Source organism: Collinsella intestinalis DSM 13280 (assembly GCF_000156175.1).
Lineage (GTDB): Bacteria > Actinomycetota > Coriobacteriia > Coriobacteriales > Coriobacteriaceae > Collinsella > Collinsella intestinalis.
In genome coordinates this window covers 1,047,623-1,073,141 of sequence record NZ_GG692710.1, presented here as the reverse complement: position 1 = coordinate 1,073,141, position 25,519 = coordinate 1,047,623, and the positions used below count along the sequence as shown (strand labels likewise).

The window sequence follows — 25,519 nt, the reverse complement described above, 5'->3', positions numbered from 1 at the left end:
TGCAGCGTTGAGGCGTGCCAATTTCGACATTGCACGCGCCTTGTCGGACGCTTCAATTGAGGCCGTCTCCAATTGAGGCGGAGATCTATCGGGGGATGCAACCGATTCGTAGCGACTTGACGTTGGGCTAGCGGCCGTCGTCCTGCTGCAGGCCGGACTGCTCCTGGCGGCGGGCCTGCTTGGACAGCAGACGGGCGGGCTTGTCCGGGTCGGGCACCGCGGTGGGCAGCGGCTCGTCCACATGGCCTCCCCACCAGCCGCCCACGAAGTCGAGCGTGTGGAACACGTTGATCACGGCGCCGGGGTCGACGTCGCATACGAGCTTGATGATGTCCTGGCTCTCATAGGTCGATACGACGGTGTGAAGCAGGTACATCCTGTCGCGGCTGTATCCACCGACGACCTCGGCGCAGCTGATGCCGTGCTGGAAGTGGTTGACGTAGGCGGTCATGACCTCGTCCGCCAGGCGCGTCGTGATTTGCAGCGTCACGCGGTCGTAGCGATGGTAGAAGCTGTCGATCGTCTTGGTCGAGATGAACTGGAACACGATGGAGTACGCGGCGTTGTCCCAGCCGAATATCTGGCCGAAGATCACCAGGATGAGGCAATTGAAGGCGAAGATGGCTCCCCAGATGGTCTTGCCCGTGTGATTGGAGACCCACAGGGCGATAAAGTCGGTGCCGCCCGTTGAGGCGCCGGCCTTGAGGGCGATGGCGATGGACAGGCCCGAGACCACGCCGCCGAAGATGATGAGCATGATCTTGTCGCCCAAAAACGGGCCGAAGTTGAAGATGTTGAGGAACAGCGAGGATAGGGCGACTTGGGTCATCGAGAAGATGACGAAGCGCCTGCTGATGCCGCTCCAGCACATGGCGGCTACGGGGATGTTGAGCGCGAGCATGCCGAGCGAGGTGTCGATGTGTACGCCGCCGAGCGCGGTGATGCGGTCGACGAGGACCGCCACACCGGTGAAACCGCTCGGCAGCAGGTCGGCGGGCTGGACGAACGCCTGGATCAGGAATGTCTGGATGAGCGCCGAGACCGTGACGGCAACCGCGGTGATGATGCGGCGGACGATCGTGAGGCGCGCGAGTTCGAGCGCGCGATCGGTGAGTGCGTCGACGGCGTTTGCCACGGCAGCTCCTTCGAGGTGGGGATTGGATAAAAGTGTGGGCCGATTGTATCACGCGCCCTTGGCTTCGATGATGTGGTAGCGCGTTGCGCGCGCTTTACCATCTTTCGCCATGATTCCGCGTTCGACCAGCCCGTTCAGGACCTTGAGTGCCGTGTCGCGCCCGCAGGAAAGGACGTGTTCGACATCTTGGCGAGAGAGCTCACCGTCCGTCTTGCGCGCGTATTCGAGGATTAGGCGTTCTGCTGCGTCACCGGTCCACCTTGCGTCCAATTCCACCTTCCTGGCGTAAGGTCGCTTCTCGTCCGAGGGAATGGCGGCTTCATGGCTCGCGGCGATGCGCCCGTCGCACCGCTTGACCTCGCGCAACCGGCTCTCCGTCTGCTCTCTTAGCGGGCGGAATGCGCGGGCGACATCAGGTGGCAGCGCCCCCTCGTCATCGAGCCGTCTGAATGCGTCGTAATCCCCGCGGAGGCCGGGTCCCTCGTTGCTCCTGAGGTTGAGATACGGGTTGCGCGTCGTGTTGCAGTTGGGCAGCGTGAGATAGAAGAAGCCGTTGGCCTCTACCTCTGGCTGGAGTTCCTCGTGTTCGTAGAGCTTGAAGATCTTTCTCAGGCCCGAACCGTACGCCTCTGCGATTCCCAGACGGTGGAAGATTTGCACGAGGGCTCCGTTCCTGCTGTTCGAGGAGCCCATGATCGCCTGTTCAAGGCTGATGTCGAATAAGTCTCCGCGCGATATGAAGCGCAGTTGCGTTCTGTTCATTTTCACCAAGGTGGGTGTGTCTTCATCGTAGTCGCGGTGAAGCAGGCAGTTGAGCAGTCCTTCTCGCACGGCTTCGAGAGGGTAGTCGTACTTGTCGATGCGCTGCGCCGTTGGGAAGTAGGAGCGCAGGTTATTGTTGAATGTGAGGAACTGGAGGGCGTCATCGAACTGCTTGAGGATCGAACCGGTGCATTCCAGGCGGTTGAGGAACTCAGTCTCCGCATCGTCGTTGAAGATGGCGAGCTTGAGTTCATGGGGATTTTGGTCGGAGATGAGTAGCGCGAGGTTGGAGAAGACTCCTTCTCGGGAGTAAAGACCGAGGGCCTGGAAGCGGATCTCGTCGAAGGGGATGCCGCGGTAATCGAATGCGCGCCTCGCTTCATGGAAGGTCAGGTCCTGCATGCGAGACTGACGCGTCTCGTATGAATCTCCGTCTACCAGGCGGATCATGCGTCGGATGTCCCGTCGAGACATGGGGATATTCGCGGGCCCCACACGGGTGAATGCCCCGGCGGGTACGGGTCCCTTGTTCGCAAGATAGTAGGGCCGTTCATCTCCGACGTCGACGCCGATCTTGATGAGCGTCTTTCCGTTGAGATCATATGGTTCTATCGATACGAACTGCATGATCTCGGGACAGACGAGATCATGGATGAGATTGCTGAGCTTGAGCATCTCACCGTCGAGCTCTTCGGAGGGGACGCCGATTGGATTGCCGAAATCGTCGATGCCGACATAGATGGTGCCTCCGAGCGTGTTGGCAAATGCGATGACCGTCTTGCAGATGCGCTCGTTGACCTCGAGCTTGAATTCCATACGGTCGGATTCTCTCAACTCCACGGCGCCTCCCGGTTCTATCGGTATCGACGATATGATGAGTCTATCATCGCTAAATCGACGATTCAACCTACGATACACTGTCTGCACGAACGGCTATCATCGTGTGCGGTATCGAAAGCGAAAGGTGCGGCGCGTGATAGACGGGGCAAAGCAGACACTCAAACAGTACTTTGGCTACGACTCCTTCCGTCCGGGTCAGGAGCGGATGGTTTCTGCCATCCTCTCCGGTGAGGACGCGTTGGGCGTTATGCCCACGGGCGCGGGCAAATCCATTTGCTATCAGGTCCCGGCTCTCATGCTGCAGGGGCTCACCCTGGTCATCTCGCCCCTCGTCTCGCTCATGGGCGACCAGGTTCGCGCACTCAAGGAAGTCGGCGCCCGACCGAGTTATCTCAATTCCTCGCTCACGCCCGCCCAGCAGAATACGGTGCTCAAGCGCGCCTCAGAGGGTTGGTATCAGATCATGTACGTGGCGCCTGAGCGTCTGTCCGATCCTCGATTCGTCGAATTCGCCCAGCGCCTGGCCCAGCCCGATGGGTTGGGGCTGCCCCTGATCGCGGTCGATGAGGCACACTGCGTATCCCAATGGGGCCAGGACTTTCGACCCTCCTATCTCGCGATCGCCGATTTCATCGACGCGCTGCCCCAGCGCCCCGTGGTGGCGGCTTTTACGGCCACGGCGACGAACCGTGTGCGCGACGACATTTCCGAGATGCTCGGGCTCCATTCGCCGCAGTCGGTGGTGACTGGCTTCGACCGTGCGAACCTCTCCTTCAACGTGGAGGAGATGGGAGACAAGGCCAAGGCGACCTGGATCCGCGATTACGCGCTCGCCCACAAGGACGAGAGCGGCATCGTGTACTGCGCGACGCGCAAGGCGGTGGACGAGCTCTCCGACGAGCTCGGCCGTGTCCTGGGGCCGCACGGCATCCGGGTCGCGCGGTACCACGCGGGTATGGGGCAACAGGATCGCGCTTCCGAGCAGGCGGCCTTTATCGCCGACGCCGCGCCGCTCATGGTCGCTACGAACGCCTTTGGCATGGGCATCGACAAGCCGAACGTGCGCTACGTGATCCACCACAACGTGCCGGAGAGCATCGAGGCGTATTACCAGGAGGCGGGCCGCGCGGGGCGCGACGGTGATCCGGCGGCGTGCTATCTGCTTTGGAACGGGCATGATTTCAGCCTGCGTCGCTTTTTCATCGAGAAGGATGTGCCGGACGACACGTTGAGTCCGGAGGAGCGCGAGTTTGCGCGTCAGAACCGTTATCGCCTGCTCGCCCAGATGGAGGGCTATTGCCAAACGACCGGTTGCCTGCGCGCCTACATCCTGCGGTATTTCGGCGACGAGGGGGCTCTTGGCATCGAGACCGGCGGGGCCTCGTCATCTGATTGGTGCGGAAACTGCTCCAACTGTTTGACGCACTACGAGGTCGAGGATGTGACGGACGTCGCGCTCTCCGCCCTGCGGATGGTCGCCGCGACGGGTGGGCGCTTTGGCAAGGCGCTCGTTGCCGATGTGCTGCATGGTGCGAATACCGAGAAGATCCGGCAGTTCAACTTGTTTGACGCTCCCGGGTACGGCGCTGTGGGCGAGGTCCCTCTCAAGCGCATCAAGGAGGTCGTGGACCAGTTGGTGGGCTGCGGGTACCTGGTGCAGTCGCAGGGGCGCTTCCCGGTGGTGGGCCTCGGTCCTCGCGCCGATGAGGCCCTGGCGCCGCAGCATGCGGGCGAGTTTGCCTTCACCGTGAAGAAACGCGCCTCGAAGACCAAATCGGCCAGCCGTGCGCGGCGCGCCGTCGATTTGGTGCGTGAGGAGGCGGCGTTGGATGCCCGTTCGCGCGTGGGCGATGATGCCGAGCTGTTCGAGGAGCTGCGCGATCTGCGTCGGGAGCTCGCCGACGAGCATCAGGTTCCCGCGTACATCATCTGCTCAGATGCCACGTTGCGTGGCATGTGTCGCAAGAGACCGGCCACGCGAGAGGAACTGCTCGACGTTCCCGGCATCGGCGAGAAGAAGGCTGACGCATATGGGGCGGCCTTCCTTGCTGCGATCGCCGATTACGAGGCGAGCGTGCGATAGGCGCCGCCCCCGAGCGGAGGCGGGGCCGTACGTCCGGTTCCCCGTCGTTACCACTGGGGGGTGGCGGTCGCCTGGGGGTCTTGCGCGGTGAACGAGAACATGTCGCTGTTGTAATAGGTCTCCGTGTATTCGAAGGGTGCCGTCGACCCGTCTTTTACGGCGCAGTTGACATGCGAGGACCTAAGAAGGGCGATCTCCTTCGCTTCGAGGAGCTCGAGCTGCTCATCGCTCGGCAGGACCGCACAAATGCGCACCTGCTCGGCGGGATGTATCTCTATTCCCAGGGAACGAACATATGCGTAGAAGGAGCCGTCGAGGCTTTCGATGTCGACTGCGGGGATGACGCTTCCGCGGATGTAGGTGTAGCCGATCGCGACGGGGCGCTCGTCGCCCGTGCGCAGGCGAACAAAGTGGTGTATGAGTTCGTTCTCATCGGCGTGCAGATGCTTTGCGATCTCGGGCACGTCGCGCGCGCGAAGCACTTCATACGATATGAGCTTCGCGCCGGCCTTGAGACCGATGGACGCCATGTCCTCGGTGAAGCTGCTTGAGCTTCCGGCCTGTTTTTCCACGTGCGCCGCTTTGACGAACGTCCCCCGTCCGGCGACGCGTTCGATATAGCCGTGTGCGCGGAGGTTGTCGAGTGCCTTGCCGGTGGTCGTGCGGGAAAAGCCGAAGCGCGCGCAGAGCTCCTCTTCGGTCATGAGCTGATCGCCGACCTTGAGGGTTCCGTCGATAATGGCGTCGCGTATGGCACGCTCGACGACTTGGTATTTTGAAATTTTTGGCATGACAAATCCTCCTAAACGTCTTATATGGTAGACGAGAATGCAATGCAGGGGAGTTCACATTATCCGAGCTGCCGATAAATGGCTTAAAACGGGTGGATAGCGGTATCAGGCGTGAAGGCCTCGAGATGTATGTTGTCAAAAAGCCCGGGAAAAGCGAAATGTATCGGCAGGTTGGGGGCGCTTAGTCGTCCGAATGCCTCGCGCCGTGCTACCGCTTACCGATAAAACATGACAATTAAACCGATAGTCCACCAATATGTCATTGCAAATAGAATTAAATTGTTCTATCAATATCACCAGCAACGCGAGAAACACCTCGCATTGTCCTGATATCTGATAGTGGCAAGGAGGAGCATTGACGTTTTTGGATTCAATCGCCTCGATTCCGCCGATCCTCGAATCGATGGTGCGGTCTCGAAGCGAGCGCATGGACTCGCTTATGGATGTGATCACCGGACGCGGGTATAAGCGCGCGGTCTTCATCGGCAGCGGATCCTCTTACAACGGGGCGCTTGCCGCCTGCCCGCTGTTCGATCGCCTGGGCATCGAGGCGCAGCCAGTGTTCCCGAACCAGTTCACCTCGTACGCGACTTCTTTTGACCGCGATGCACTGTATGTCGTAATCAGCCAGGGCGGTGCGACGCGCCTTGTGTACGAGGCGGTTGAGAAGCTGCATGAGGCGGGCTGCACGGTGTGCTCGATTACCGCGGACGTCGAATCACCCATCGCCGCGGCTTCCGATGTCGCAATCGAGATGGGGTGCGGCGAGGAACGGTTCCTCTATCGAACGGTCGGCGTTTGCACGACGATTCTGAGCTGCTGGCAGCTCGCCATCTCGATGGGGATCGAGTCGGGGACCGTTTCAGAGGCCGGAGCGTCTCAGATGGACGATGAGATCCTGTCCGTCATCGGCGTCATGCCCGAGCGAATGGATCGGGCGCTCGCCTGGTACGACCGGCATCGTTTCTCCCTCATGCGCGCCGACTACCTGATGTGCGCCGGTTCCGACGACTTGTGGGCGGTTGCCCGCGAGGCGGATATCAAGGCGATGGAGATGGTGCCGATGGTCACGCGCAGCTTCGAGCTCGAGGAGATCATCCACGGTCCGCAAAATGCCTTCGACGCTTCGGGCGCGTACCTCATCTTCGCCCGAAAGGGGGCTGACGCCGACAAGGCGCGCGCGATCGCGACGTTCCTGAACGAAGAGATCGGCTTCTGCGCCTTGGTGGGCGGTGTCGGAACGGGGTCGCGGGACTTCGTGTTCGAGGAGGCGAGCGAGCTGTTCGGTGCCTTGGAACACCTTACGTTCGCGCAGGTGCTCGCGTATCGCCTCGCAGATGACCACGGGCGGGACCTCACGCGCAGGCTCAATGCGGGCATCAGCGCGTACATCTCGAAGGAGCTGTAGGCGTTTCACGCCTGAATGGGAAAGGATTTATCCATGATTCAGAGAATCCGAATCGACGACAGGCTTTTGCACGGTCAAGTTGCATTCAGCTGGAAGTCGAAGCTCGATTTCAACGCGATCGTCATCGCGAGCGATGCGGCGGCGAACGACCCAATGCGCAAGCAGATCATGAAGATGTGCTGCCCCGAGGGCGTCAAGCTCGCCGTGCGCACCGTCGAGGATGCCGCGGAGTTGCTCAAGAACCCCCGTCTGGAGAGCATGCGCGTGTTCGTGGTCTGCCCCGACCCGGAGACGGTCAAGCGGCTCCTCGACCTCATCCCCGACCGTCCGCTCGTCAATTTGGGAGGCATGGCCTCCGGGGAGGGCAAGCGCCTGTTCTCCCGCATGGTGTATGTGAGCGATGAGGACGTGGCTGCTCTCGACGACATCGACGCCATGGGCATCGAAATCGAGGTCCAAGAGGTCCCCTCGACGACGGCGCAGTCCTACAAACATCTGCGCGAGAAGTTCTAATCCAGGCATCTGAAATCAGGTATCAATCCGGTTTGCCGGAAGTAAAGGGGAAGGAGTTCCTATGTACGAAGCGATCATGGTCGGTTTGGTCATGGCCATCGCTTGGACCCTCGAGAAGATGGGCGGAACGTGCATGGTCATGCGCCCGCTCGTCGTGGCGCCGCTGGTCGGCCTTGTCTTGGGCGACCTGGCGACGGGTCTCGTCGTCGGCGCCAGCCTCGAGCTGGTGTTCATGGGCGCTATGCAGATCGGCGCCGCGGTTCCGCCGGACGTCATCGTGGGTGCCGGCCTGGGCACGGCGTTCGCCATCATATCCGGTAAAGGTACCGAGACCGCCCTCGCGCTTGCCCTGCCCATCTCGATTCTGGCCCAGTCCATCAAGGTTGCGCTCTTCATCGTCCGCAGCTGGTTTATGGACTTCGCCATGAAGCTCGCCGCCGATGCGAACATCCGCGGAATGCACGCCCTCAATTTCGGCGGCCTCATGCTGCAGAGCGGTATGTACTTCCTGGTGGGCTTCATCGCGGTGCTGCTCGGCGCCCCCGCCGTCACCTCGTTCGTCGAGGCGATCCCGCCGGTTATCATGAGCGGACTGACCCTTGCGGGCGGCATGATCCCCGCCGTGGGCTTCGCGCTGCTGCTCCAGCCCATGATGAACGGTCGCAACTTCATCTATTTCCTGCTCGGATTCGTGCTCTTCGCATATCTCAAGCTGCCGATCATGGCCATCACCATCATCGGCGTCGGCGTCGCGTTCATCGTGGCGTATGAAAACGGTTCCGCGGGCACTCAGGCTGCCGCTGTTGACGAGGGAGATGACCTGTTCGATGAGTAGCGAGAAAACCACGCTTTCCACTGACGACAAGAAGCTCGTGAAGGAGCTGTTCGTCAACTCGTTCTTCCTGGAGAACTGCTACAACTACGAGCGCCAGCAGGGCCTCGGCTTCGCGCTTGCCATGTGGCCCGCCATCAAGCGCTTCTGGCACACCAAGGAGGAGCGCGCCGCTGCCCTTACTCGCCATATGGCAATCTTCAACACCACGCCCCACGTGGTGGGCGCCATCTCCGGCGTGTCCGCAGCCCTCGAGCGCGAGGCCAGCGAGAACCCCGAGTTCGACACTTCCATCATCAACAACGTGAAGGTCGGCCTTATGGGGCCCTTCGCGGGCATCGGCGACTCGTTCTTCCAGGGCACGCTGCGCATCATCGCGAGCGGCATCGGCATCTCCCTGTGCCAGCAGGGAAGCCCGCTGGGCCCGATCCTGTTCCTGCTGATCTTCAACATCCCCCACATCATCATCCGCTACTTCCTGACCATGCTCGGCTACAAGTCCGGCACTAGCCTGGTCGAGGGCGCTCGCGGCGGGGCGATCCTGCAAAAGCTCAGCAAGGGCGCGACGATCGTCGGCCTCATGGTCATCGGCGGCATGAGCGCGAGCATGGTGGCGCTGTCCACCCCTCTGGCGATGACCATCGGCGAGACCACGTTCGAGATGCAGTCCTATCTCGACCAGATCTTCCCGTCCCTGCTCTCGCTGCTGTACGTGTTCCTCATGTTCGGCTGCCTCAAGAAGGGGATGAAGGCGACGGGCATCCTGCTCATGACGATTGCGATCGCCCTGGTCGGCGCGTTCTTCGGATTCCTCGCCTAAGAGAGGCCATATGACGCCCCGAGTGCTTCCCCTCAGGCGCTTCTGGGGCATGGGGTCGCCCGGCTTGAACGATGCGTTCGGGCCGGGCTCATTGTTCTGCACGGGTGCCGGACGACACGGGAAAGCGGGAATTGCGTGTAGTGCAAGGGGAGTGCGCATTTCGACGTCATGCGAGGTGGGCGATGTGACATGATGGGTGGCGATCAAAGATTCGGTTGCCGAAGACGGAGGGATGGATGATGGCGGAGGCGCACGCCGGCACGGCATCGCGTGCCGGGTCGTATCACATGAACCTGCGCGGTGTGGCCTGCGCCCTGGCGGGCGGCGCGCTGTGGGGCTTTTCCGGTACGGCCGTGAGCTATCTGTTCCGCTCGAGCGGAATCGACCCCATGTGGGTGATGAGCGTGCGTATGGTCCTCGCGGGCATCCTGTTTCTGCTGTTTTCCGTTGCGCGCGGCGATCGCCGTCCCTTTGAGCTGCTGCGCGACAAGTCCGCTGTGCGGGATTTGCTGCTTTTCGCGGGCGCGGGGCTGTTTCTCAACCAGTTCTCTTACCTCATGGCCATCCAGGCGACGAATTCCGCCACGGCAACGGTCCTGCAGAGCCTGCAGCTTCTGCCCGTTGCGGCGGTTGCGTGTGTGATCGGCCGACGAGCGCCCAAGCGTCGCGAGGTCATCGGCATGGTCCTTGCACTCGCCGGCACCTTTCTCATCACCACCGGCGGGGACCCCTCGCAGATGGCGCTGCCGCCCGCGGGTCTCGCGTTCGGCCTGCTCGCCGCTTTGGGAGGGGCCGGCCTTGCGGTGTTTCCCGGCAAGATCCTCTCCACCTACGGTGTTTCGGCGGTGAATGGCTGGGCCATGCTGCTGGTCGGTCTCATCGCCGCTCCGTTCGTGCCCGATTGGGGGCAGGCCGTCGCCTCGTTCGACATCTCGTGCTGGGTGGTCTTCGGCGCGCTTGTGGTCTTGGGCACTTGGTGCTCGTACCTTTTCTATATGCAGGGTGTGCACGAGATCGGATCGCTCAAGACTGCGATGCTCTCCACGGTCGAACCCATTTCCGCCACGGTGTTGAGCGCGCTGTGGATCGGCGTCGTGTTCTCACCGACCGACCTGTTGGGCTTCGCGATGATCATCATCATGATGCCGCTCGTCGCGTGAGGCGCGTCTCGCGGCTACTTGGCGTTCCAGGCTGCCTCGTCCCACCAATCAAGCTGGGCGATGTTGTCGCGGATGTGCTGGCAGCTCTTGTGGAAGCCTTCGAGCTCGCGCTCGGAAAGATCGAGTGTGTAGACCTCCTCGACGCCTTCGGCTCCGATCACGCACGGCAGCGAGGTGAAGATGCCCTCCTCGCCGTATTGGCCGGTCATGAGCGTGGAGGCGGAGAGCACGGCGTGCTCATTGTGCAGAACGGCGGCGCAGACACGCGCGGCGGAGTTGGCAACGGCGTACTCGGTGCACTGCTTGCCAGCGTATGTCACATAGCCGCCCTTGCGTGCGAGTTCCTCGATCTGCATGTGATCGAACGCGTACTTCTCGGGGTTCTCGGCCTCGAGCTCGCTGAGCTTTTTGCCGGCGATGGTCGCCGCCTTGAACGCACCGATCTGGCTGAAGCCGTGCTCGCCAATCATGTACGCGTCGATGGACTTGGGCGAGATGCCGATCTGCTTGGAGATCTCGGTGCGCAGGCGCGCTGAATCCAAACCGCAGCCCGAGCCGATGATTTTCTTGGGATCATAGCCGGTCAGGTGCCAGAGTTCGGTGCACACGACGTCGCAGGGGTTGGAGATGCTCACGAAGATGCCGTCGAACCCGGCGTCGACGACGCGATTGGCGAAGGTACGCGCGGCGTCGGTGGTGTAGAACAGCTCGCCGTCGCGGTTGGTCGCGGCGAGTGCGACCTTGCCTGCGGCGTTGACAACGATGTCGCAGCAGGAGAGTTCTTCGTAGCGGTCGCCGCAGTTCACGATCTTGGTGTTGTACGGCACGAAGCTGAGTGAGTCGCGCAGGTCCTGGACCTCGGAGGTCACCTTCGTCTCATTGATGTCGCACAGGTAGAGCTCGTCGGCGATACCCTGCATCAGCAGGCTGTTGGCGACATGCGCGCCCACGTGGCCCTGGCCGATCACGCCGATCTTTCGAGTCTGGTACATATCCGAGTCCTTTCGGCCGAAGTTCGCGTAAGGGTAATTGTAATTCGCGCCGAGCACTGTGCCGAGATAAAGTGACGCGACTTCGTTCTGACACATTGCGGTGGCGGCATGTGGGGGCGGACGTTCCGGGCGTGATGGGCTCTGCGGACGAAGCGGGTTGCGGGCGCGGCGGGGTTGCGGGGCAGCGCGGGCACGCACGTATGGCGTCTGTGGCGCGCGGTTCGCTCCGGCACCGGTTCGCATCGAGCCAACCTCCCAGCGCGCACGTTTGTGTCGTACCATAGGGGAATGTGAACCAAGGAGGCCCCATGCCCATTCGCATCCCCGACGCCCTGCCCGCTACCGCGGCGCTCGAGAGCGAGAACATCTTCGTCATGACCGAGTATCGCGCGCTGCATCAGGACATTCGTCCGCTGCGCGTGCTGATCTTGAACCTCATGCCCACCAAGATCGCCACCGAGACGCAGATCATGCGGAAGCTCTCCAATACGCCCCTGCAGATCGAGGTCGAGCTGCTGCGCACCCGCAGCCACGAGGCCAAGAACGTCTCGCCCGAGCATCTCGAGACGTTCTACCGCACGTTCGACGAGGTGCGCGACGAGCGCTTCGACGGGCTGATCATCACCGGCGCCCCGGTCGAGAAGCTCGATTTCACGGACGTCGACTATTGGGACGAGCTCGTAGAGATCATGGATTGGTCCACCACCAACGTTCACTCCACGCTGCATATCTGCTGGGGCGCGCAGGCGGGCCTGTTCCATCATTACGGGATCGACAAGCACGAGCTGCCCGCCAAGCTCTCGGGGGTGTACGGGCACCGTCTGGAAAAGCCGAGCTCGCCGCTCGTCCGCGGCCTGGACGATCGCTTCTTTGCCGTCCACTCGCGCTATACCGGCGTTGATGAGGATGCCGTGCGCGAGCATCCCGAGCTCGAGGTCATCGCGAGCTCCGATGAGGCGGGCCTGTACTTGGTGAAGAGCTTGGACAGCCGACGGTTCTTCGTGTTCGGACACCCCGAGTACGACGCCGACACGCTGCGCCTCGAGTACGAGCGCGACGTCCGCGCCGGAATCGGCCCGGACGTGCCGGTGAACTATTTCCCCGACGACGATCCCGCGCGCGAGCCCCTGTGCTCGTGGCGCGCGCAGGCCCAGCTGCTCTACACCAACTGGCTCAACTACTACGTGTACCAGACCACGCCCTACGACGTGGCCCGCGTCGGCGCGTAGGCGCGCTGCGGTGGCAGGGGGCTGCGGCCTGTGACGGGAGCGCGACCGCGACGGGGCGGGCGTGCGGCGTGCGGCCTGCGGCGGACGCGCAGGGGCCTTGGAACTTATGCACGATTTCGCTGGCAATTTTTGCAGCTTATGAACGATTCGTGCATAAGCTGCGATTTTGCACGCTTTCTACCTGGGCTTTTGATTGGCCGTACCGTGAGGCAAAATCAAAATCGTTCATAAGCTGCATTTTTGCACGGGCTGCAAATCGCCCGCGCGTGCCCCGCTTGCGGAGAAGGGGTTCATCCGCGCGCCCGGGGCGTTTCTATCCGCACGCCTCGGTATACTGAATGAGATCAAATTGAAGGCCGGCCTTGTGTCGGCCCTCGTGTGTTTTGGAGAGAGTGTATGTCGAATCAGCCTGGCCTCTGGGACGCCTCCGCTCCCGTTCCGACCCCCGAGCCCGACCTTGTGCCGCTCGACGCGTATGGCGCAACGCCCGACCATGTCGAGGTCCCCGCCGATTACATCCCTGTGGACTACGAACCAGCGGCTCTCGCCGTCCCGGCCCCAGCCCCGTCGTACGCCTCCGCCGCCCCGGCGTACGCTGCGGCCCCGAACGCTGCCGCTCCAGCGCGTCCCCTCGTCGACATCGACACGCTCAACCCCGCCCAGCGTGAGGCGGTTCTCACCACCGAGGGCCCGCTGCTCGTACTCGCCGGTGCTGGATCGGGCAAGACGCGCGTGCTTACGTTCCGTATCGCCCGCATGATCGGCGACCTGGGTATTCGCCCCTGGCAGATTCTCGCCATCACGTTCACCAACAAGGCTGCTGCTGAGATGCGCGAGCGTCTCTCCGCCATGCTGCCCGACGGCGGTATGCGCGGCATGTGGGTGTGCACCTTCCATGCCATGTGCGTGCGTATGCTGCGCGAGGATGCCGATCTGCTCGGCTACACCGGCCAGTTCACCATTTACGACGATGACGATTCCCGCCGCATGGTGCGCGAGATCATGGCCCACCTGGGCATCGAGCAAAAGCAGTACCCCATCAACATGATCCGCTCCAAGATCTCCACGGCCAAAAACGCCATGATCGGCCCGGAGGAGTTCATCGAGAAGGCGAGCTCACCGCAGGAGCAGAAGGCTGCCCAGGTGTACCTGGAGCTGGAGCGCCGCCTGCGCGCCGCGAACGCCATGGATTTCGACGATCTGCTCGTGCGCACGCTCGAGCTGCTGCGCACTCGCCCCGAGGTGCTCGAGAAGTACCAGGAGCGCTTCCGCTACATCAGCGTCGACGAGTACCAGGACACCAACCATGTCCAGTACGAGATCGCCAACCTGCTCGCCGCCAAGTACCAGAACCTCATGGTCGTGGGCGACGACGATCAGTCGATTTACTCTTGGCGCGGCGCCGACATCTCGAACATCCTCGACTTCGAGAAGGATTTCAAGCAGGCCAAGGTGGTCAAGCTCGAGCAGAATTACCGTTCGACCGGCCATATTCTGGCCGCCGCCAACGCCGTGGTGCGCAACAACTCGCAGCGCAAGGAGAAGCGCCTGTTCACCGATTTGGGCGACGGCGAGAAGATCCAGGCCTATCAGGCGAGCGATGAGCGCGACGAGGGGCGCTGGATCGCCTCCGAGATCGAGAAACTGCGCGCTGCCGGCACCAGCTATGACGACATGGCCGTCTTCTACCGTACGAACGCGCAGTCCCGTATCTTGGAAGATATGTTCCTGCGTGCCGGTGTGCCTTACAAGATCGTGGGCGGCACGCGATTCTTCGACCGCGCCGAGATCCGCGATGTCATGGCGTATCTCAAGATGATCGTGAACCCCGCGGACGAGATGAGCGTCAAGCGCGTCATCAACACCCCGCGCCGCGGCATCGGCTCCACTTCTATCGGCAAGATCGAGGACCTGGCTCGCATGAATGCCTGCTCGTTCTTCCAGGCGTGCGAGCTCGCCATCGCCGAGACGGGCATGTTCTCCGCCAAGGTGCGTCATGCCCTCGGCGACTTTGTGAACATCGTGCGCGAGGGACGCCGCATGGACGGCGAGCTCAAGGACGTCGTCGAGATGATCGTGGACAAGAGCGGTCTGGTGCAGGCGTTCCGCGCCGAGGGCACCATGGAGGCCGAGTCCCGAGCCGAGAACATCCAGGAGTTCCTGGGCGTCGCCGCCGAATTCGAGGAGACGCACGAGGACATCGAGGGCACGCTCGAGAGCCTCGAGGAGCTGCGCGCCGCCGGCGTGGCGGACGTGCCGGAGGTCGCCCCCATGCCTGCCGGCATCGCGATGCCGATGAGCACCGCGATGACCGCTGCCACGAGCGTGCTGTCCGATGCATTGGCGAACCCTTCTATGGCGCCCGCTCTCACTCCGAACGCCGCCGCTCTCGCCGCAGTCGAGGTCGAGCGCATGTACGGCCCGCTCGCCTGCAAGGCCCTGCCGGCCCTGCTCGAGTGGCTGGCCCTGCGCAGCGACCTGGACGCCCTGGCGGGGGAGAGCCACGCCATCACTATGATGACGGTCCACTCCGCAAAGGGCCTGGAGTTCCCCGCGGTGTTCGTGGCAGGCATGGAGGAGGGCATCTTCCCGCACGTTGCCGGCTGGTCAGACGACGATCCGGCAAAGCTGGAGGAGGAGCGCCGCCTGGCCTACGTCGCCATCACGCGCGCACGTAAGCGCCTGTTCCTCACCTACGCCGCCACGCGCCGCACCTACGGTTCCACGCAGGCAAACCCGCGTTCGCGCTTTGTGAACGAGATTCCCGCCGAGAACATCGAGTTCTCCGGGATCGGTTCTTCCGGGTTCGAGGGCACCGGCTGGGAGAAGCGCGGCGATCGCCGTGGAACCTTTGGCTCGGGCCAGGGCTCGGACATGTACGGTGGCCGCGTGTTCGGTTCCTACACGCGGTCCACGCCGGGTACGCAGCGCCGTACGGCAATCAGCCCGGATGCCGGCCGTGTGGGCACGGCGGGTTCCGATAGGGGGGCGGCATCGCGCAAGCCGGCAACGTTTGGCTCCGGCGCCCCGCGCCCCAAGAAGAGCACCGTCTCGGCAACGGTCGAGCGCAAGGTGGATGTCGAGGCGGCGGCAACGACGTTCGTCGCCGGCGATCGCGTGAGTCACAAGACGTTCGGCCCCGGTACGGTCATCTCCGCCGCCGGAGATATGATCGAGGTCCAGTTCGAGCGTTCCGGCCAGACGAAGAAGCTCATGAAGGGATTTGCGCCCATCGTCAAACTCGTCTAGCGGATAGGCACTCCACTCTGATACAGTTTCTCCCATTACAGAAACGACGATCCGGAGGGAGGCGCACATGACGAGCGCAAAACTCACGCCCCGACAGTCCCTGTTCGTGGGCGTCACCTTGTTCTCTATGTTCTTCGGGGCGGGCAACCTCATTATCCCGCCCCTTCTCGGCCTGCAGGCGGGCGGCGCCGTCGTACCCGCCATGATCGGTTTTCTCATCACCGGAATCGGCCTGCCCATGCTCGGCATCATCGCCGTCGGCCTTGCCGGTACGATTCGCGACCTCGCTTCGCGTGTGCACCCGGCGTTCTCGAGTGTGTTCGTCGCCGCCATCTACCTCGCGATCGGACCGTGTTTGGCCATTCCGCGCACCTCGTCGACCTCTTTTGAGATGTTGCAGCCGCTGCTTCCTGCCGGCATCTCGCTCGAAGTGGCGCGCCTTGTGTTCTCGGTGGCGTTCTTTGCCGTGGCTTACCTGCTGGCCATGCACCCCAGTGCGCTCACCAAGCTGCTGGGGCGCATCACCGGTCCCGCGCTTATCGTGCTGATCGTGGCCGTGGTGGGCGCTGCGCTGTTCAATCCCGTGGACGCCGTCCGTGCGACGCACGGCGCGTATGAGAGCAATGCGGTCATGGCGGGTTTCCAGACGGGCTACCAGACCATGGACCTGCTTGCGTCGCTCACCTTCGGCATCATCATCGCGACGAATATCCGCGAGCTCGGCGTGACCGATGATGCGGGTCTCACGCGTGAGGTCTCGCGCGCGGGCGTGTTCGCCGGCTTGCTCATGGGTCTCATCTACTGCGGTCTGGCCGTGGTGGGCCTGAATGTGGCCCCCGCCATGCCGGATGCAACGAACGGCGCCGCGATCCTGACAGCTTCGGCCACCTTGCACTTCGGCTCCATGGGAACGGTGGTTGTCGCTGCGATTTTCCTGCTCGCTTGTCTGAACGTGTGCATTGGACTCATCAGCTGCTGCGGCGCGTATTTCTCCGAGGCGTTTCCGCGTGTTCCCTATCGCATGTGGGCCCTGGGTTTCGCCGTGTTCTCCTGTGCCGTTTCCAATGTGGGCCTCGATGCGATTCTGGCGTTCTCGGTCCCGTTGTTGAGCGCGCTGTATCCGGTGGCGATCGTGATCGTGCTCATGGGGATGATGCACAAAGGATGCGACCTCGTTCCTCGCGTGTGGCCGTGGGTTGTGGGCTTCACGGGCGTGGTGAGCGTTGCCACTGCTCTGCGCGATGCGTTCTTCGCGGGCGCGTGGTTGCCCTTCGATGCGATGCCCTTCGCCGACCTTGGCATGAATTGGGTCGTTCCGGCGCTGGTGGGTATGGTCATCGGCGTTGCGGTGTCGGGCATCCGCTCCTCTGCCGTCGAATAGGCGTTGGGACCGTCTGCCGGGTTGTGGCGCGCACGCCGCGCGATGCTAGGTATAGTCGAGAGCGGAAGCAATACAGTCGCCTCAGTTCGGTTTGGGTGGCGTGAAAGGAGACCTTATGGCGGAGAGCAAACAGTACTACATCGGTGTCGACGTCGGAGGCACCTCCGTCAAGCTCGGCTTGTTTGACGAGGAGGGCGACCTGCTCGGTAAGACGAGCGTCCCCACGCCGTCACTGGCATGCGGTGAGGGCCACGCCGCCGTGGTTGGCGGCATCGAGCAGCTCATGGCTGGCGTGCAGCAGCCCATGCTGTTCGTGCGTGGTATCGGTTTGGCAGTGCCTTGTCCGGTGCCCGCAAGCGGTGTGATCGCCATGGCGGCCAACATCGAGATCGACGCCCCGGCACTCAAAGAGGCGCTCGAGGTACGCTGCCCGCATGCGTTGGTTCGCTATGTGAACGACGCGAATGCGGCGGCGATGGGCGAGGTCTGGCGCGGCAGTGCGCAGGGGCACCGCAGCATGGTTATGGTGACCATCGGAACGGGCCTCGGCGGTGGCGTGGTGGTGAACGGCGATGTCATCGACGGCGCGTTCGGTGCCGGCGGCGAGATCGGGCACATCTGCGTGAATCCGGCCGAGGAGCGCGCGTGCGGCTGCGGTCTGCACGGATGCCTAGAGCAGTACGCCTCGGCTTCCGGCGTGGTCAGCAACTACCTGCGCGTGTGCGAGGAGCGCGGTGTCGAGCCTGTCGAGCTGGTGGGTCCGAGCGATTCGCGTTCGGTGTTCGACGCGGCTCGTGCGGGCGATGAGACGGCGCTCGCCGCGATCGATGTCACCATGGACTATCTCTCGCTCGGTTTGCAAATTATCTCCGCCGTTGTGGATCCCGAGGTTTACGTGCTTGGCGGTGGCGCGTCCGCTTCGGCCGATATGTTCCTGGATTCCCTGCGCGCGAAGTACGAGGCCCGCGCGTTCCCCGCGAGTCGCGCCACGGCGATCGAAGTCGCCTCGCTCGGCAACGACGCCGGCATCTTCGGAGCGGCATACGTGGCGCTGCGCGCCGCCGCTCGCGAGGTGTAGGCTTTCGGCTGCAGTCGTGTTGCCATTACGGTTGCGAGCAGCTGGAGGTTATGAACGGTTTTCTTGTCACGCTTGGAGCTTATGAACGATTCGTTCATAAGCTCCATTTTTGTACATGCCCTGAGCTGCAGTTTTAGTTGTCCTCAATAATCGACGTGCAGCAAATCGTTCATAAGCTCCAATCGCGCACAGCGTCCTGGCGCGCGCACCCTACAGCTTGTGGAACATTGGCTCCATGTCCTGGAAGGTGCAGAACTCGGTGAATCCGATATCCTTCAGGCGCTCGCGCATCATGGGGATGTGCGCGCCGAGGTGCTCGGGCTTGTGCGAGTCGCTGCCAATCGTGAGGATGCGCCCGCCCAAGTCGCGGTACAGGCGCAGTAGTTCGGTGCTCGGGGTGAGGTCGGCGAGTCCGTAGCGGATGGACGACGTGTTGAGCTCGATGCCCTTGCCGCGGCGGATGGCCTCCTCCAAGATCTCGGCCACAATATCGCGGGCGTTTGCGTCCGGCCAGGGGCCGGCCTGGTCATAGCGCTTGATGAGGTCGAGGTGCCCGAGCGCCGACCAATGGTCGAAGCGCTGCGCCACGCGCAGCATCTCCTCGTAATACCCCATGTTGTACTCGTTCTGCGTGCGGCCCTGCTGGAACGTGCCGTTCCAGAATTCCTGGTTGCCCACCTGGTGAATGGACAGGATGGTAAAGTCCCATTCGCCGGTAAAGCGCTCGAACAGCTCGTCGAAGCGCCCGATCGTGTGCGATTGCACGCCGAACTCCATGCCCGTCTTCACGGTGAGCTCGCCCGCAAAACGGTCGCGAGCCTCGGCGATCGTGGGGAAATAGCGTTCGTAATCTACGTTGATGGACGGCTGCCCCTCGATGATAGGTGCGCAGCTGGGGTCGGCGCGGTACTCGTCCCAGTCGGGACGGATCTCAAAGTCCACATGGTCGGTGAAGCAGATCTCGTCGATGCCGCGCTCGATGGCGAGGGCGCAGACGTCGTTCACGGGAAAGACGGAGTCGTCGGAGAATTCGGAGTGCACGTGGTAGTCGGCGAGCATGGGGGTCCAATCTTTAGGGTGAAGTCCGCATCACGAGCGGCGGGATTCGGGAGAATCGGCCGACAAGATGCCGCTCGTGATGCGGACTTGCGAGCGGGCATGCCCCCGATGGCGGTTTCACGTCCGCGGCAAGCTCTCGAGGCGGGGGCGGGGTGTTCGTATTCCGCACGTATGATACCGCGCTTGCAACGACATCACGGCGCCGTTCGCGCGCTACAATAGCTGTATCTATGTATTCGCAACAAGGGAGGAACCCCATGGCCAACGTCCTCGTGTTCGGTCACCAGAACCCCGACAACGACGCCATCATGTCCACCGTCGTCCTGTCTCAGCTGCTCAACCAGCTCGAGTACCAGGGCAACACCTATACCGCCTGCTGCTTGGGGCCGCTGCCCGCCGAGTCCGCCAAGCTCCTCGAGGACGCCGGCGTGCCCGCTCCGACGCTGATCGACGCCATCGAGCCTGCCGCCGAGGGCGCCGAGCCCCAGCTCGTCATCCTCACCGACCACAACGAGCCCGGCCAGTCCGTCGCCGGCCTCGAGAACGCCACCGTCTTCGGTGTGGTCGACCACCATCGCTTCGGTGACTTCACCACCGCCGCCCCGCTGCACATCGTGGCGCTGCCCTGGGGCTCTTCCTGCTCCATCGTGGCCAAGCTCTTCGAGGTCATGGGTGTCGAGCCCACGGACACCCAGGCCAAGCTGCTGCTCTCCGCTATGATGACCGACACCCTCATGCTCAAGAGCCCCACCGCCACCGCTGTGGACGCTGCCATCGCCGCCAAGCTCGGCGAGCAGCTCGGCGTCGATCCGGTCAAGTTCGGCATGGAGGTCTTCCTCACCCGTCCGTCCGGTTCTTTCACCGCCGAGCAGATGGTCGGCAACGACATCAAGATGTTCGAGGTCGCCGGCACCAAGCTCCTCATCGGCCAGTACGAGACGGTCGATAAGTCCCGCGCGCTCGGCATGATTCCCGAGATTCGTGAGGCTATGCGCGCCTACCAGGCCGAGAAGGCCGCCGATGGCATCGTGCTGTGCATCACTGACATCATGGAGGAGGGCTCCCAGGTCCTGCTCGAGGGTGATACCGCCACTGCGCAGAAGGGCCTTCAGATCGAGGATGTGGCCGAGGGCGTGTGGATGCCCGGCGTGCTCTCCCGCAAGAAGCAGGTCGCCGCTCCGATTCTCGCCGCCAACTAACAGCTCGGTAAACAAAACGCTTACATTTGTCGCCGAGTTTTGGATTCGGTCTGTAGCCGACCCTCTGCTCTTTTTAGGCGCATGTAACCGTTGGGTACCATAGGACCATACGTGTTTGATAGAAAAGCGGTTCGTATCACGCATGTGGTGCGGCCGCTTTTTTTCGTACCCATGCGCGCATGGGGCCGTCTCGCGAGGGGCGCGCCTTGGCATACGCGTAGTGAAGAGACAAGGAGTGCCATGGACGCACGCGAGCAGCTGTTTACCGAGAAGCAGAGGAAGCGCATCGAGCGCCGCGACACGTGGGGGCGCATTTTCGAGAACGGCACCGTTGCCGCCGCCGTGATGGTGCTTGCCGCCATCGCTGCGGTGATCTGCGCCAACACGGATGCTTATGAGGTGATCCATCATTTCTTGATGGAGCCGATCCATGTGGGCATCGGTGAGTTCACCGTGGCGGTCTCGGTCGAGGTCTTCGTCAACGACTTTCTCATGGCGATCTTCTTCCTGCTCGTGGGCATCGAGCTCAAGTATGAGATGACTGTCGGCGAGTTGCGTCGTCCGCGTCAGGCCCTGCTCCCCATGCTCGCCGCGGTGGGCGGCGTGGTTATGCCCGCCATCATCTACGCGCTGTTCAACAAGGGCGGCGCGATGCATGGTTGGGCCATTCCCATGGCGACCGACATCGCCTTCGCCCTGGGCGTGCTCTCGCTGCTTGGCGATCGCGTTCCGGCCGGTGTCCGCGTCTTCTTCTCCACGCTCGCCATTGCCGACGACTTGATTTCCATTGCGGCAATCGCGATCTTTTACGGCCACGCGCCCAATCTGTTCTGGCTCGGGTGCGCCGTCGTGGTGACGGCCGTGCTGTTCTGGCTCAACAAGACGCAGCATTTCCGCCTTGCGCCGTATATGGTCGGAGGCCTGGTTCTGTGGTTTAGCCTGTTCCAGTCCGGCGTGCACGCCACGCTGGCCGGTGTGATCCTCGCCTTTACCATCCCCGCGCGTTCTGGGATGCGACTGAACAACCTGACCGATTGGTTGCGCGGCTACATGCCCGACATGGTCGACAGCTACGATGACGATGCGCACATCCTCGACCAGCACGACTTCACCAGCGCCACCTTTGGTGCCGAGCGCGTGATGCACCGCGTGTCCCCTCCGCTGGTCCGCCTGGAGCGCATGATCCACACGCCGGTGAACTTCATCATCCTGCCGATCTTTGCCTTTGTGAACGCGCAGGTGCGTCTCGTCGGCGTCGACTTGGTCCAGCTCGCGCTCGACCCCGTTGCCATGGGTACGTACTTTGGCATGCTGTTGGGCAAGCCGTTGGGTATTGTGGGTGTGACGTTCCTGCTGGTGCGCAGCGGTATCGCCGACATGCCCAAGAACGTGACGGGCGCTCATATCCTGGGTGTGGGTATTCTGGGAGGTATCGGGTTCACGATGTCCATCCTCATCGCCGGCCTGGCCTTCCCGACTGAGCCGTATGAGGTCCTGGCTGCGAAAGCCGCCATTCTGGCTGGGTCGGTGAGCGCGGCCGTCCTTGGCATGACGTTCATGAGCGCGGTGTGCAAAAAGAAAGCGGATCCCGAAACCTCAATTTAGGGACAGTCCCTAAATTGAGGTCCCGCATTGAGACCTCATGCTTTGTTCGGGGCGCCTATTCCACTGTTCCGTACGTGGCGCCCCAGCCGTGGGCGGCGAGCGCGGAGTTGATCTGGTCGCACAGGCGAGTGCGATTGTAGGTCCCCGGGGGAACGAGGTTCACGATTTCGAGCAGGTCGGGTGCAAGGTCCAAGATCTCGGCCTGGACAATGAGATCGAGGCGATCGATCGTCTCGCGCCCCGTGAACAGGCCGTCCACCAGGCGCTGCAGGTCGCCGAATTCCTCGGCTTGAAACATTCCAATATGCATGGGGCTCCTTACTCGATGGGGGTTCGGATTGCCTCGTCGGGCGCGTTAAACCTCAAATTAGGGACTGTCCCTAATTTGAGGTTTTGTGTATCGCTTCGATCACGCGCTCCATGGTCTCGTCGATGCGGTCGCGCTTGAGCTCGCATTCCCATATGGTGATGGCGCACCACCCCAGCTCTTCGAGCTCGGCGAGGGCGCGCTTGTCCCGCTCGACGTTGCGACGGAACTTCGCCTCCCAAAACTCGACGTTTTTGCTCGGCATGCTGGGGTTGCAGTGTGGGCAACGGTGCCAGTAGCACCCGTTGACGAAGATGGCGATCTTGCGCCCGGGGAAGGCGATGTCGGGCCTGCCGGGTGCCTTGGCCCAGTCGAGTCGGTAGCCGGTGAGGCCGGCCGCCCTCAGACGCTGTCGTACGAGGAGCTCCGGTTTGGTGTCGCGGCGCTTGTTGCCCTGCATAGACTTGCGCACGGCTGCACGACGCTTCACCAGCGCCTGCTCCTCTTCCTCGCCCATGCGCACGAGCATGTTGACGAGCTCGATGTCGGCGGGCATCCATTCGAGGGTCGCCAGCGAGCTCTTGTGCACCCAGCGCATATCGCGCTGGCGATCGTTGCGCGCGGGTTCGCCGCTCTCCTCGTCCAAGTGGCACAGGAAGCAGTTCATGGAGAGATGGAAGTCGGGGTAATCGTATTCGAGCGTGTAGAAGTCCTGCAAGCTCGTGATGCGCACGTCCAGCTCTTCTCGCAGCTCGCGCAGGCAGGCCTCCTCGGGGGTCTCGCTTGCGTCGATCTTGCCTCCGGGGAATTCCCACAGCCCGTCCATCTCCCCGTAGCCGCGCTGTACGGCCAGGACCTCGTTGTCGCGCTGGATGATTCCGGCTGCCACACGGACGGTCTTCATGCTGCCACCTCGCCTTCTCATAATCGTCGCGTCGTACGGGCAACCTTACAACAATGCAACCGGCTCGTAAGCCAAATCGATGGTTGCCAATAGGGCGCCCTGCCAGTATAGGGGTCGAAGAAGCGAGGCGCCGCGTGGCGCAGCGAGAAAAGGAGATTACGATGAAATCCATGAACACGCAGTTCGCTCCCGAGCTCGTTCAGGGTGACGCGGCGATGGTCAACGCGAGCATGTCCCAGGTCGAGATGACCGTATGGCTGTGCGTGATGGCGGTGCTCGCGGGCGTTATGCTCGCACTGCTCGCCATGGTCGGCCAATAAGTTCGCCTCGCATCGAGAGCTTGTGAAAGGAATGATTGAGATGGCATTTGGTAAGAACGGCGCCCATATGGCGGAGCCCCAGGTCCCGGGCGTGAGCGTCGCCGGCGGTGCCGCCGTGCGAGCGGGCGTGCCCGTGCTCGAGGTCAATCACGTCGAGAAGGTGTACGGCAGCCGCAACAACGTGACGCGAGCGTTGGCCGATGTGTCCTTCGCGGTGGACAAGGGCGAGTTCGTGGGCATCATGGGCGCCTCGGGATCCGGCAAGTCCACCCTGCTCAACTGCGTGTCCACCATCGATACCGTGACGAGCGGCAACGTGGTCATCAACGGTGCCGACGTCACGCGCATGAAGCACGCCAAGCTCACGCGTTTCCGTCGCGAGCAGCTGGGCTTCATTTTCCAGGACTCCAACTTGCTCGATACGCTGACGGCCCGCGAGAACATCGCTCTGCCGCTCACCATCGCCCGCGTCCCCGCTAAGGAGACGCTTGCCCGGGTGGAGCAGGTCGCCCAGCGCCTCGATATCGCAGGGGTGCTCGACAAGTATCCGTATCAGATGTCCGGCGGCCAGCAGCAGCGCGTCGCCGCAGCCCGCGCCCTGGTGACCGATCCGGCCATCATCTTGGCCGATGAGCCCACCGGCGCGCTCGATTCCAAGAACGCCCGCCTGCTGCTCGAGAGCATCGAGACCATGAACCGCCAGTATCAGGCAACCGTTCTCATGGTCACGCACGACAGCTTCGCCGCGAGCTATACCAACCGCGTCCTGTTCATCCGCGACGGCCGCATTTTCACCGAGCTTCGCCGCGGAGACAGCCCGAGGCGCGAGTTCTTCGACCGCATAATGGAGGTCGTCGCCATGATGGGAGGGGAGGGCTCCGATGCTCTGTAAGCTCGCTTGGGGCAATGTGCGCCGTGCGGGCAAGGACTACCTGGTCTATCTCCTCACGCTCACACTTGCCGTATCGGTGTTCTATGCGTTCAATACCATATCCATTCAGGTCGATTTCGTTTCCATGGAAGAGGCGCTGTCACAGTTGCTCGGCGGCATCTTCTCGGGGCTGACGTTCTTCCTCGCCGCTGTCATGGGCTTTTTGATGGTGTATGCGAACGGTTTCATCATGAAACGCCGCAAGAAGGAATTCGGCCTCTACCAGGTGCTCGGCATGAGCCGCGGACAGGTGGCCCGCGTCATGGCCCTCGAGACGGCCATCGTTTCCGGCGCGGCGCTCGTGCTGGGCATTTTGTTCGGAGTCGGGGTCTCCCAGCTCATGACGTTCTTCACGGCATCGATTTTCAAGACGCAGATCGCGAACTTCCATTTCTTCTTCTCCATGCAGGCGTTCACGCTCACGGTGGGGTGCCTGTTCGTCATCTTCCTAGTGACGCTTGCCTTCAACCTGCTCGTGGTGGGTCGGACGAGCATCATCGACCTCATGAGCGCCGGCCGTAAGAACGAGGCCATCAAGACCCGCAACCCGATGCTGTCTGCCGTGGTGTTCGTGCTGGGCGCGGTCTTGATCGGTGTTGCGTACTACCGTCTGCTGCGCGACGGTCTTCCGGTTGACGCGCCCGCCGCCGAGATGGACGCGGCTATGGCCCAGTTCTCCCTTACCACGGGTATCGTGGTGGCGGGGACGATCCTGTTCTTCTTCGGCCTCTCGGGTTTTCTGCTCAGGGTGCTGCAGAGCGCGAAGGGCCTGTATTGGCGCGGACTCAACATGTTCACGCTGCGTCAGCTCTCTGCCAAGGTGAACACGGTTAGGGAAAACCCGGTAAAAGGGGTTTTGAAAACTTTACCCTAAAAACCCCCGTTTTTCCGGGTTTACCCAAACCCGGTTCGGGCCCCCGG

Annotated in this window: 22 protein-coding genes; 15 read left to right on the top strand and 7 right to left on the bottom strand. The window is 62.5% G+C overall.

The features are described from left to right. Positions 1 to 127 precede the first annotated feature (127 nt). Positions 128 to 1,135 carry a YitT family protein gene (locus COLINT_RS04945; RefSeq protein ID WP_006723308.1) on the bottom strand — a complete coding sequence of 336 codons (1,008 nt, stop codon included), beginning with the start codon at positions 1,133 to 1,135 and terminating at the stop codon, positions 128 to 130. Between the two features lie 48 nt (positions 1,136 to 1,183). Then, on the bottom strand, positions 1,184 to 2,737 hold the full coding sequence (locus tag COLINT_RS04940; protein ID WP_156780330.1) for an RNA-binding domain-containing protein: 1,554 nt from the start codon (positions 2,735 to 2,737) through the stop codon (positions 1,184 to 1,186). A gap of 133 nt (positions 2,738 to 2,870) precedes the next feature. Between COLINT_RS04940 and COLINT_RS04935 the strand changes: the two genes are divergently transcribed. Continuing rightward, positions 2,871 to 4,820, top strand: coding sequence for a RecQ family ATP-dependent DNA helicase (locus COLINT_RS04935; protein WP_006723306.1), 1,950 nt, complete (start codon positions 2,871 to 2,873; stop codon positions 4,818 to 4,820). 47 nt (positions 4,821 to 4,867) lie between these two features. Here the strand turns inward: COLINT_RS04935 and COLINT_RS04930 are convergent, their stop codons facing one another. Next, positions 4,868 to 5,611, bottom strand: coding sequence for a GntR family transcriptional regulator (locus COLINT_RS04930; RefSeq protein WP_006723305.1), 744 nt, complete (start codon positions 5,609 to 5,611; stop codon positions 4,868 to 4,870). A 355-nt stretch (positions 5,612 to 5,966) separates the two neighbouring features. Here COLINT_RS04930 and COLINT_RS04925 point away from each other — a divergent pair, with 355 nt between their 5' ends. The 5 genes from COLINT_RS04925 (at position 5,967) to COLINT_RS04905 (ending at position 10,344) form a co-directional block, all read left to right on the top strand. Continuing rightward, complete coding sequence (locus COLINT_RS04925) at positions 5,967 to 7,019, top strand: SIS domain-containing protein (RefSeq protein WP_039910371.1); 1,053 nt, start codon at positions 5,967 to 5,969, stop codon at positions 7,017 to 7,019. A 33-nt stretch (positions 7,020 to 7,052) separates the two neighbouring features. Further along, a complete protein-coding gene (locus tag COLINT_RS04920) occupies positions 7,053 to 7,532 on the top strand; it encodes a PTS sugar transporter subunit IIB (RefSeq protein WP_039910370.1) in 480 nt (159 codons plus the stop codon). Positions 7,533 to 7,593: 61 nt separating this feature from the next. Beyond that, complete coding sequence (locus COLINT_RS04915) at positions 7,594 to 8,367, top strand: PTS mannose/fructose/sorbose/N-acetylgalactosamine transporter subunit IIC (RefSeq protein ID WP_006723302.1); 774 nt, start codon at positions 7,594 to 7,596, stop codon at positions 8,365 to 8,367. Further along, entirely contained in the window at positions 8,360 to 9,184 is an 825-nt protein-coding gene (locus tag COLINT_RS04910; protein ID WP_006723301.1) for a PTS system mannose/fructose/sorbose family transporter subunit IID, read from the top strand. The genes COLINT_RS04915 and COLINT_RS04910 overlap by 8 nt, the downstream gene beginning before the upstream one ends. Positions 9,185 to 9,423: 239 nt before the next feature. After that, positions 9,424 to 10,344, top strand: a complete 921-nt coding sequence (locus COLINT_RS04905) for a DMT family transporter (RefSeq protein ID WP_156780329.1) — start codon at positions 9,424 to 9,426, stop codon at positions 10,342 to 10,344. 14 nt (positions 10,345 to 10,358) lie between these two features. Here COLINT_RS04905 and COLINT_RS04900 read toward each other — a convergent pair whose 3' ends face one another. Beyond that, a complete protein-coding gene (locus COLINT_RS04900) occupies positions 10,359 to 11,432 on the bottom strand; it encodes an L-lactate dehydrogenase (RefSeq protein WP_006723298.1) in 1,074 nt (357 codons plus the stop codon). A gap of 212 nt (positions 11,433 to 11,644) precedes the next feature. Between COLINT_RS04900 and metA the strand changes: the two genes are divergently transcribed. The 4 genes from metA (at position 11,645) to COLINT_RS04880 (ending at position 18,273) form a co-directional block, all read left to right on the top strand. Next, the gene (gene metA, locus COLINT_RS04895; RefSeq protein ID WP_006723297.1) at positions 11,645 to 12,565 is read left to right on the top strand and encodes a homoserine O-acetyltransferase MetA; all 921 of its coding nucleotides are present in this window, start codon (positions 11,645 to 11,647) and stop codon (positions 12,563 to 12,565) included. A 396-nt stretch (positions 12,566 to 12,961) separates the two neighbouring features. Next, positions 12,962 to 15,814: an ATP-dependent helicase gene (locus COLINT_RS04890; protein WP_006723295.1), complete on the top strand. Its 2,853-nt coding sequence runs from the start codon at positions 12,962 to 12,964 to the stop codon at positions 15,812 to 15,814. A gap of 67 nt (positions 15,815 to 15,881) precedes the next feature. After that, the gene (gene brnQ / locus COLINT_RS04885; protein ID WP_006723294.1) at positions 15,882 to 17,195 is read left to right on the top strand and encodes a branched-chain amino acid transport system II carrier protein; all 1,314 of its coding nucleotides are present in this window, start codon (positions 15,882 to 15,884) and stop codon (positions 17,193 to 17,195) included. A 115-nt stretch (positions 17,196 to 17,310) separates the two neighbouring features. Next, positions 17,311 to 18,273: an ROK family protein gene (locus COLINT_RS04880; RefSeq protein ID WP_006723293.1), complete on the top strand. Its 963-nt coding sequence runs from the start codon at positions 17,311 to 17,313 to the stop codon at positions 18,271 to 18,273. A gap of 210 nt (positions 18,274 to 18,483) precedes the next feature. On the opposite strand, the gene COLINT_RS04875 is transcribed toward COLINT_RS04880, so the two are convergent. Continuing rightward, a complete protein-coding gene (locus tag COLINT_RS04875) occupies positions 18,484 to 19,332 on the bottom strand; it encodes a histidinol-phosphatase HisJ family protein (protein WP_006723292.1) in 849 nt (282 codons plus the stop codon). Positions 19,333 to 19,589: 257 nt separating this feature from the next. Here COLINT_RS04875 and COLINT_RS04870 point away from each other — a divergent pair, with 257 nt between their 5' ends. Together COLINT_RS04870 and nhaA are read left to right on the top strand one after the other, a co-directional pair. After that, on the top strand, positions 19,590 to 20,531 hold the full coding sequence (locus COLINT_RS04870; protein WP_039910368.1) for a DHH family phosphoesterase: 942 nt from the start codon (positions 19,590 to 19,592) through the stop codon (positions 20,529 to 20,531). Between the two features lie 240 nt (positions 20,532 to 20,771). Next, a complete protein-coding gene (nhaA, locus tag COLINT_RS04865) occupies positions 20,772 to 22,136 on the top strand; it encodes a Na+/H+ antiporter NhaA (protein WP_006723289.1) in 1,365 nt (454 codons plus the stop codon). Between the two features lie 55 nt (positions 22,137 to 22,191). Here the strand turns inward: nhaA and COLINT_RS04860 are convergent, their stop codons facing one another. Together COLINT_RS04860 and vsr are read right to left on the bottom strand one after the other, a co-directional pair. Next, positions 22,192 to 22,446, bottom strand: a complete 255-nt coding sequence (locus COLINT_RS04860; protein ID WP_006723288.1) for a hypothetical protein — start codon at positions 22,444 to 22,446, stop codon at positions 22,192 to 22,194. Positions 22,447 to 22,516: 70 nt separating this feature from the next. Further along, positions 22,517 to 23,347 carry a DNA mismatch endonuclease Vsr gene (vsr, locus tag COLINT_RS04855; protein WP_006723287.1) on the bottom strand — a complete coding sequence of 277 codons (831 nt, stop codon included), beginning with the start codon at positions 23,345 to 23,347 and terminating at the stop codon, positions 22,517 to 22,519. A 161-nt stretch (positions 23,348 to 23,508) separates the two neighbouring features. Between vsr and COLINT_RS08635 the strand changes: the two genes are divergently transcribed. The 3 genes from COLINT_RS08635 to COLINT_RS04845 are packed head-to-tail and all read left to right on the top strand — an operon-like array spanning position 23,509 to position 25,472. Further along, positions 23,509 to 23,667: a hypothetical protein gene (locus tag COLINT_RS08635; RefSeq protein ID WP_169302870.1), complete on the top strand. Its 159-nt coding sequence runs from the start codon at positions 23,509 to 23,511 to the stop codon at positions 23,665 to 23,667. A gap of 31 nt (positions 23,668 to 23,698) precedes the next feature. Then, positions 23,699 to 24,559, top strand: coding sequence for an ABC transporter ATP-binding protein (locus COLINT_RS04850; protein WP_006723285.1), 861 nt, complete (start codon positions 23,699 to 23,701; stop codon positions 24,557 to 24,559). Next, the gene (locus COLINT_RS04845; RefSeq protein WP_006723284.1) at positions 24,549 to 25,472 is read left to right on the top strand and encodes an FtsX-like permease family protein; all 924 of its coding nucleotides are present in this window, start codon (positions 24,549 to 24,551) and stop codon (positions 25,470 to 25,472) included. The genes COLINT_RS04850 and COLINT_RS04845 overlap by 11 nt, the downstream gene beginning before the upstream one ends. The last annotated feature ends 47 nt before the right edge of the window (positions 25,473 to 25,519 follow it).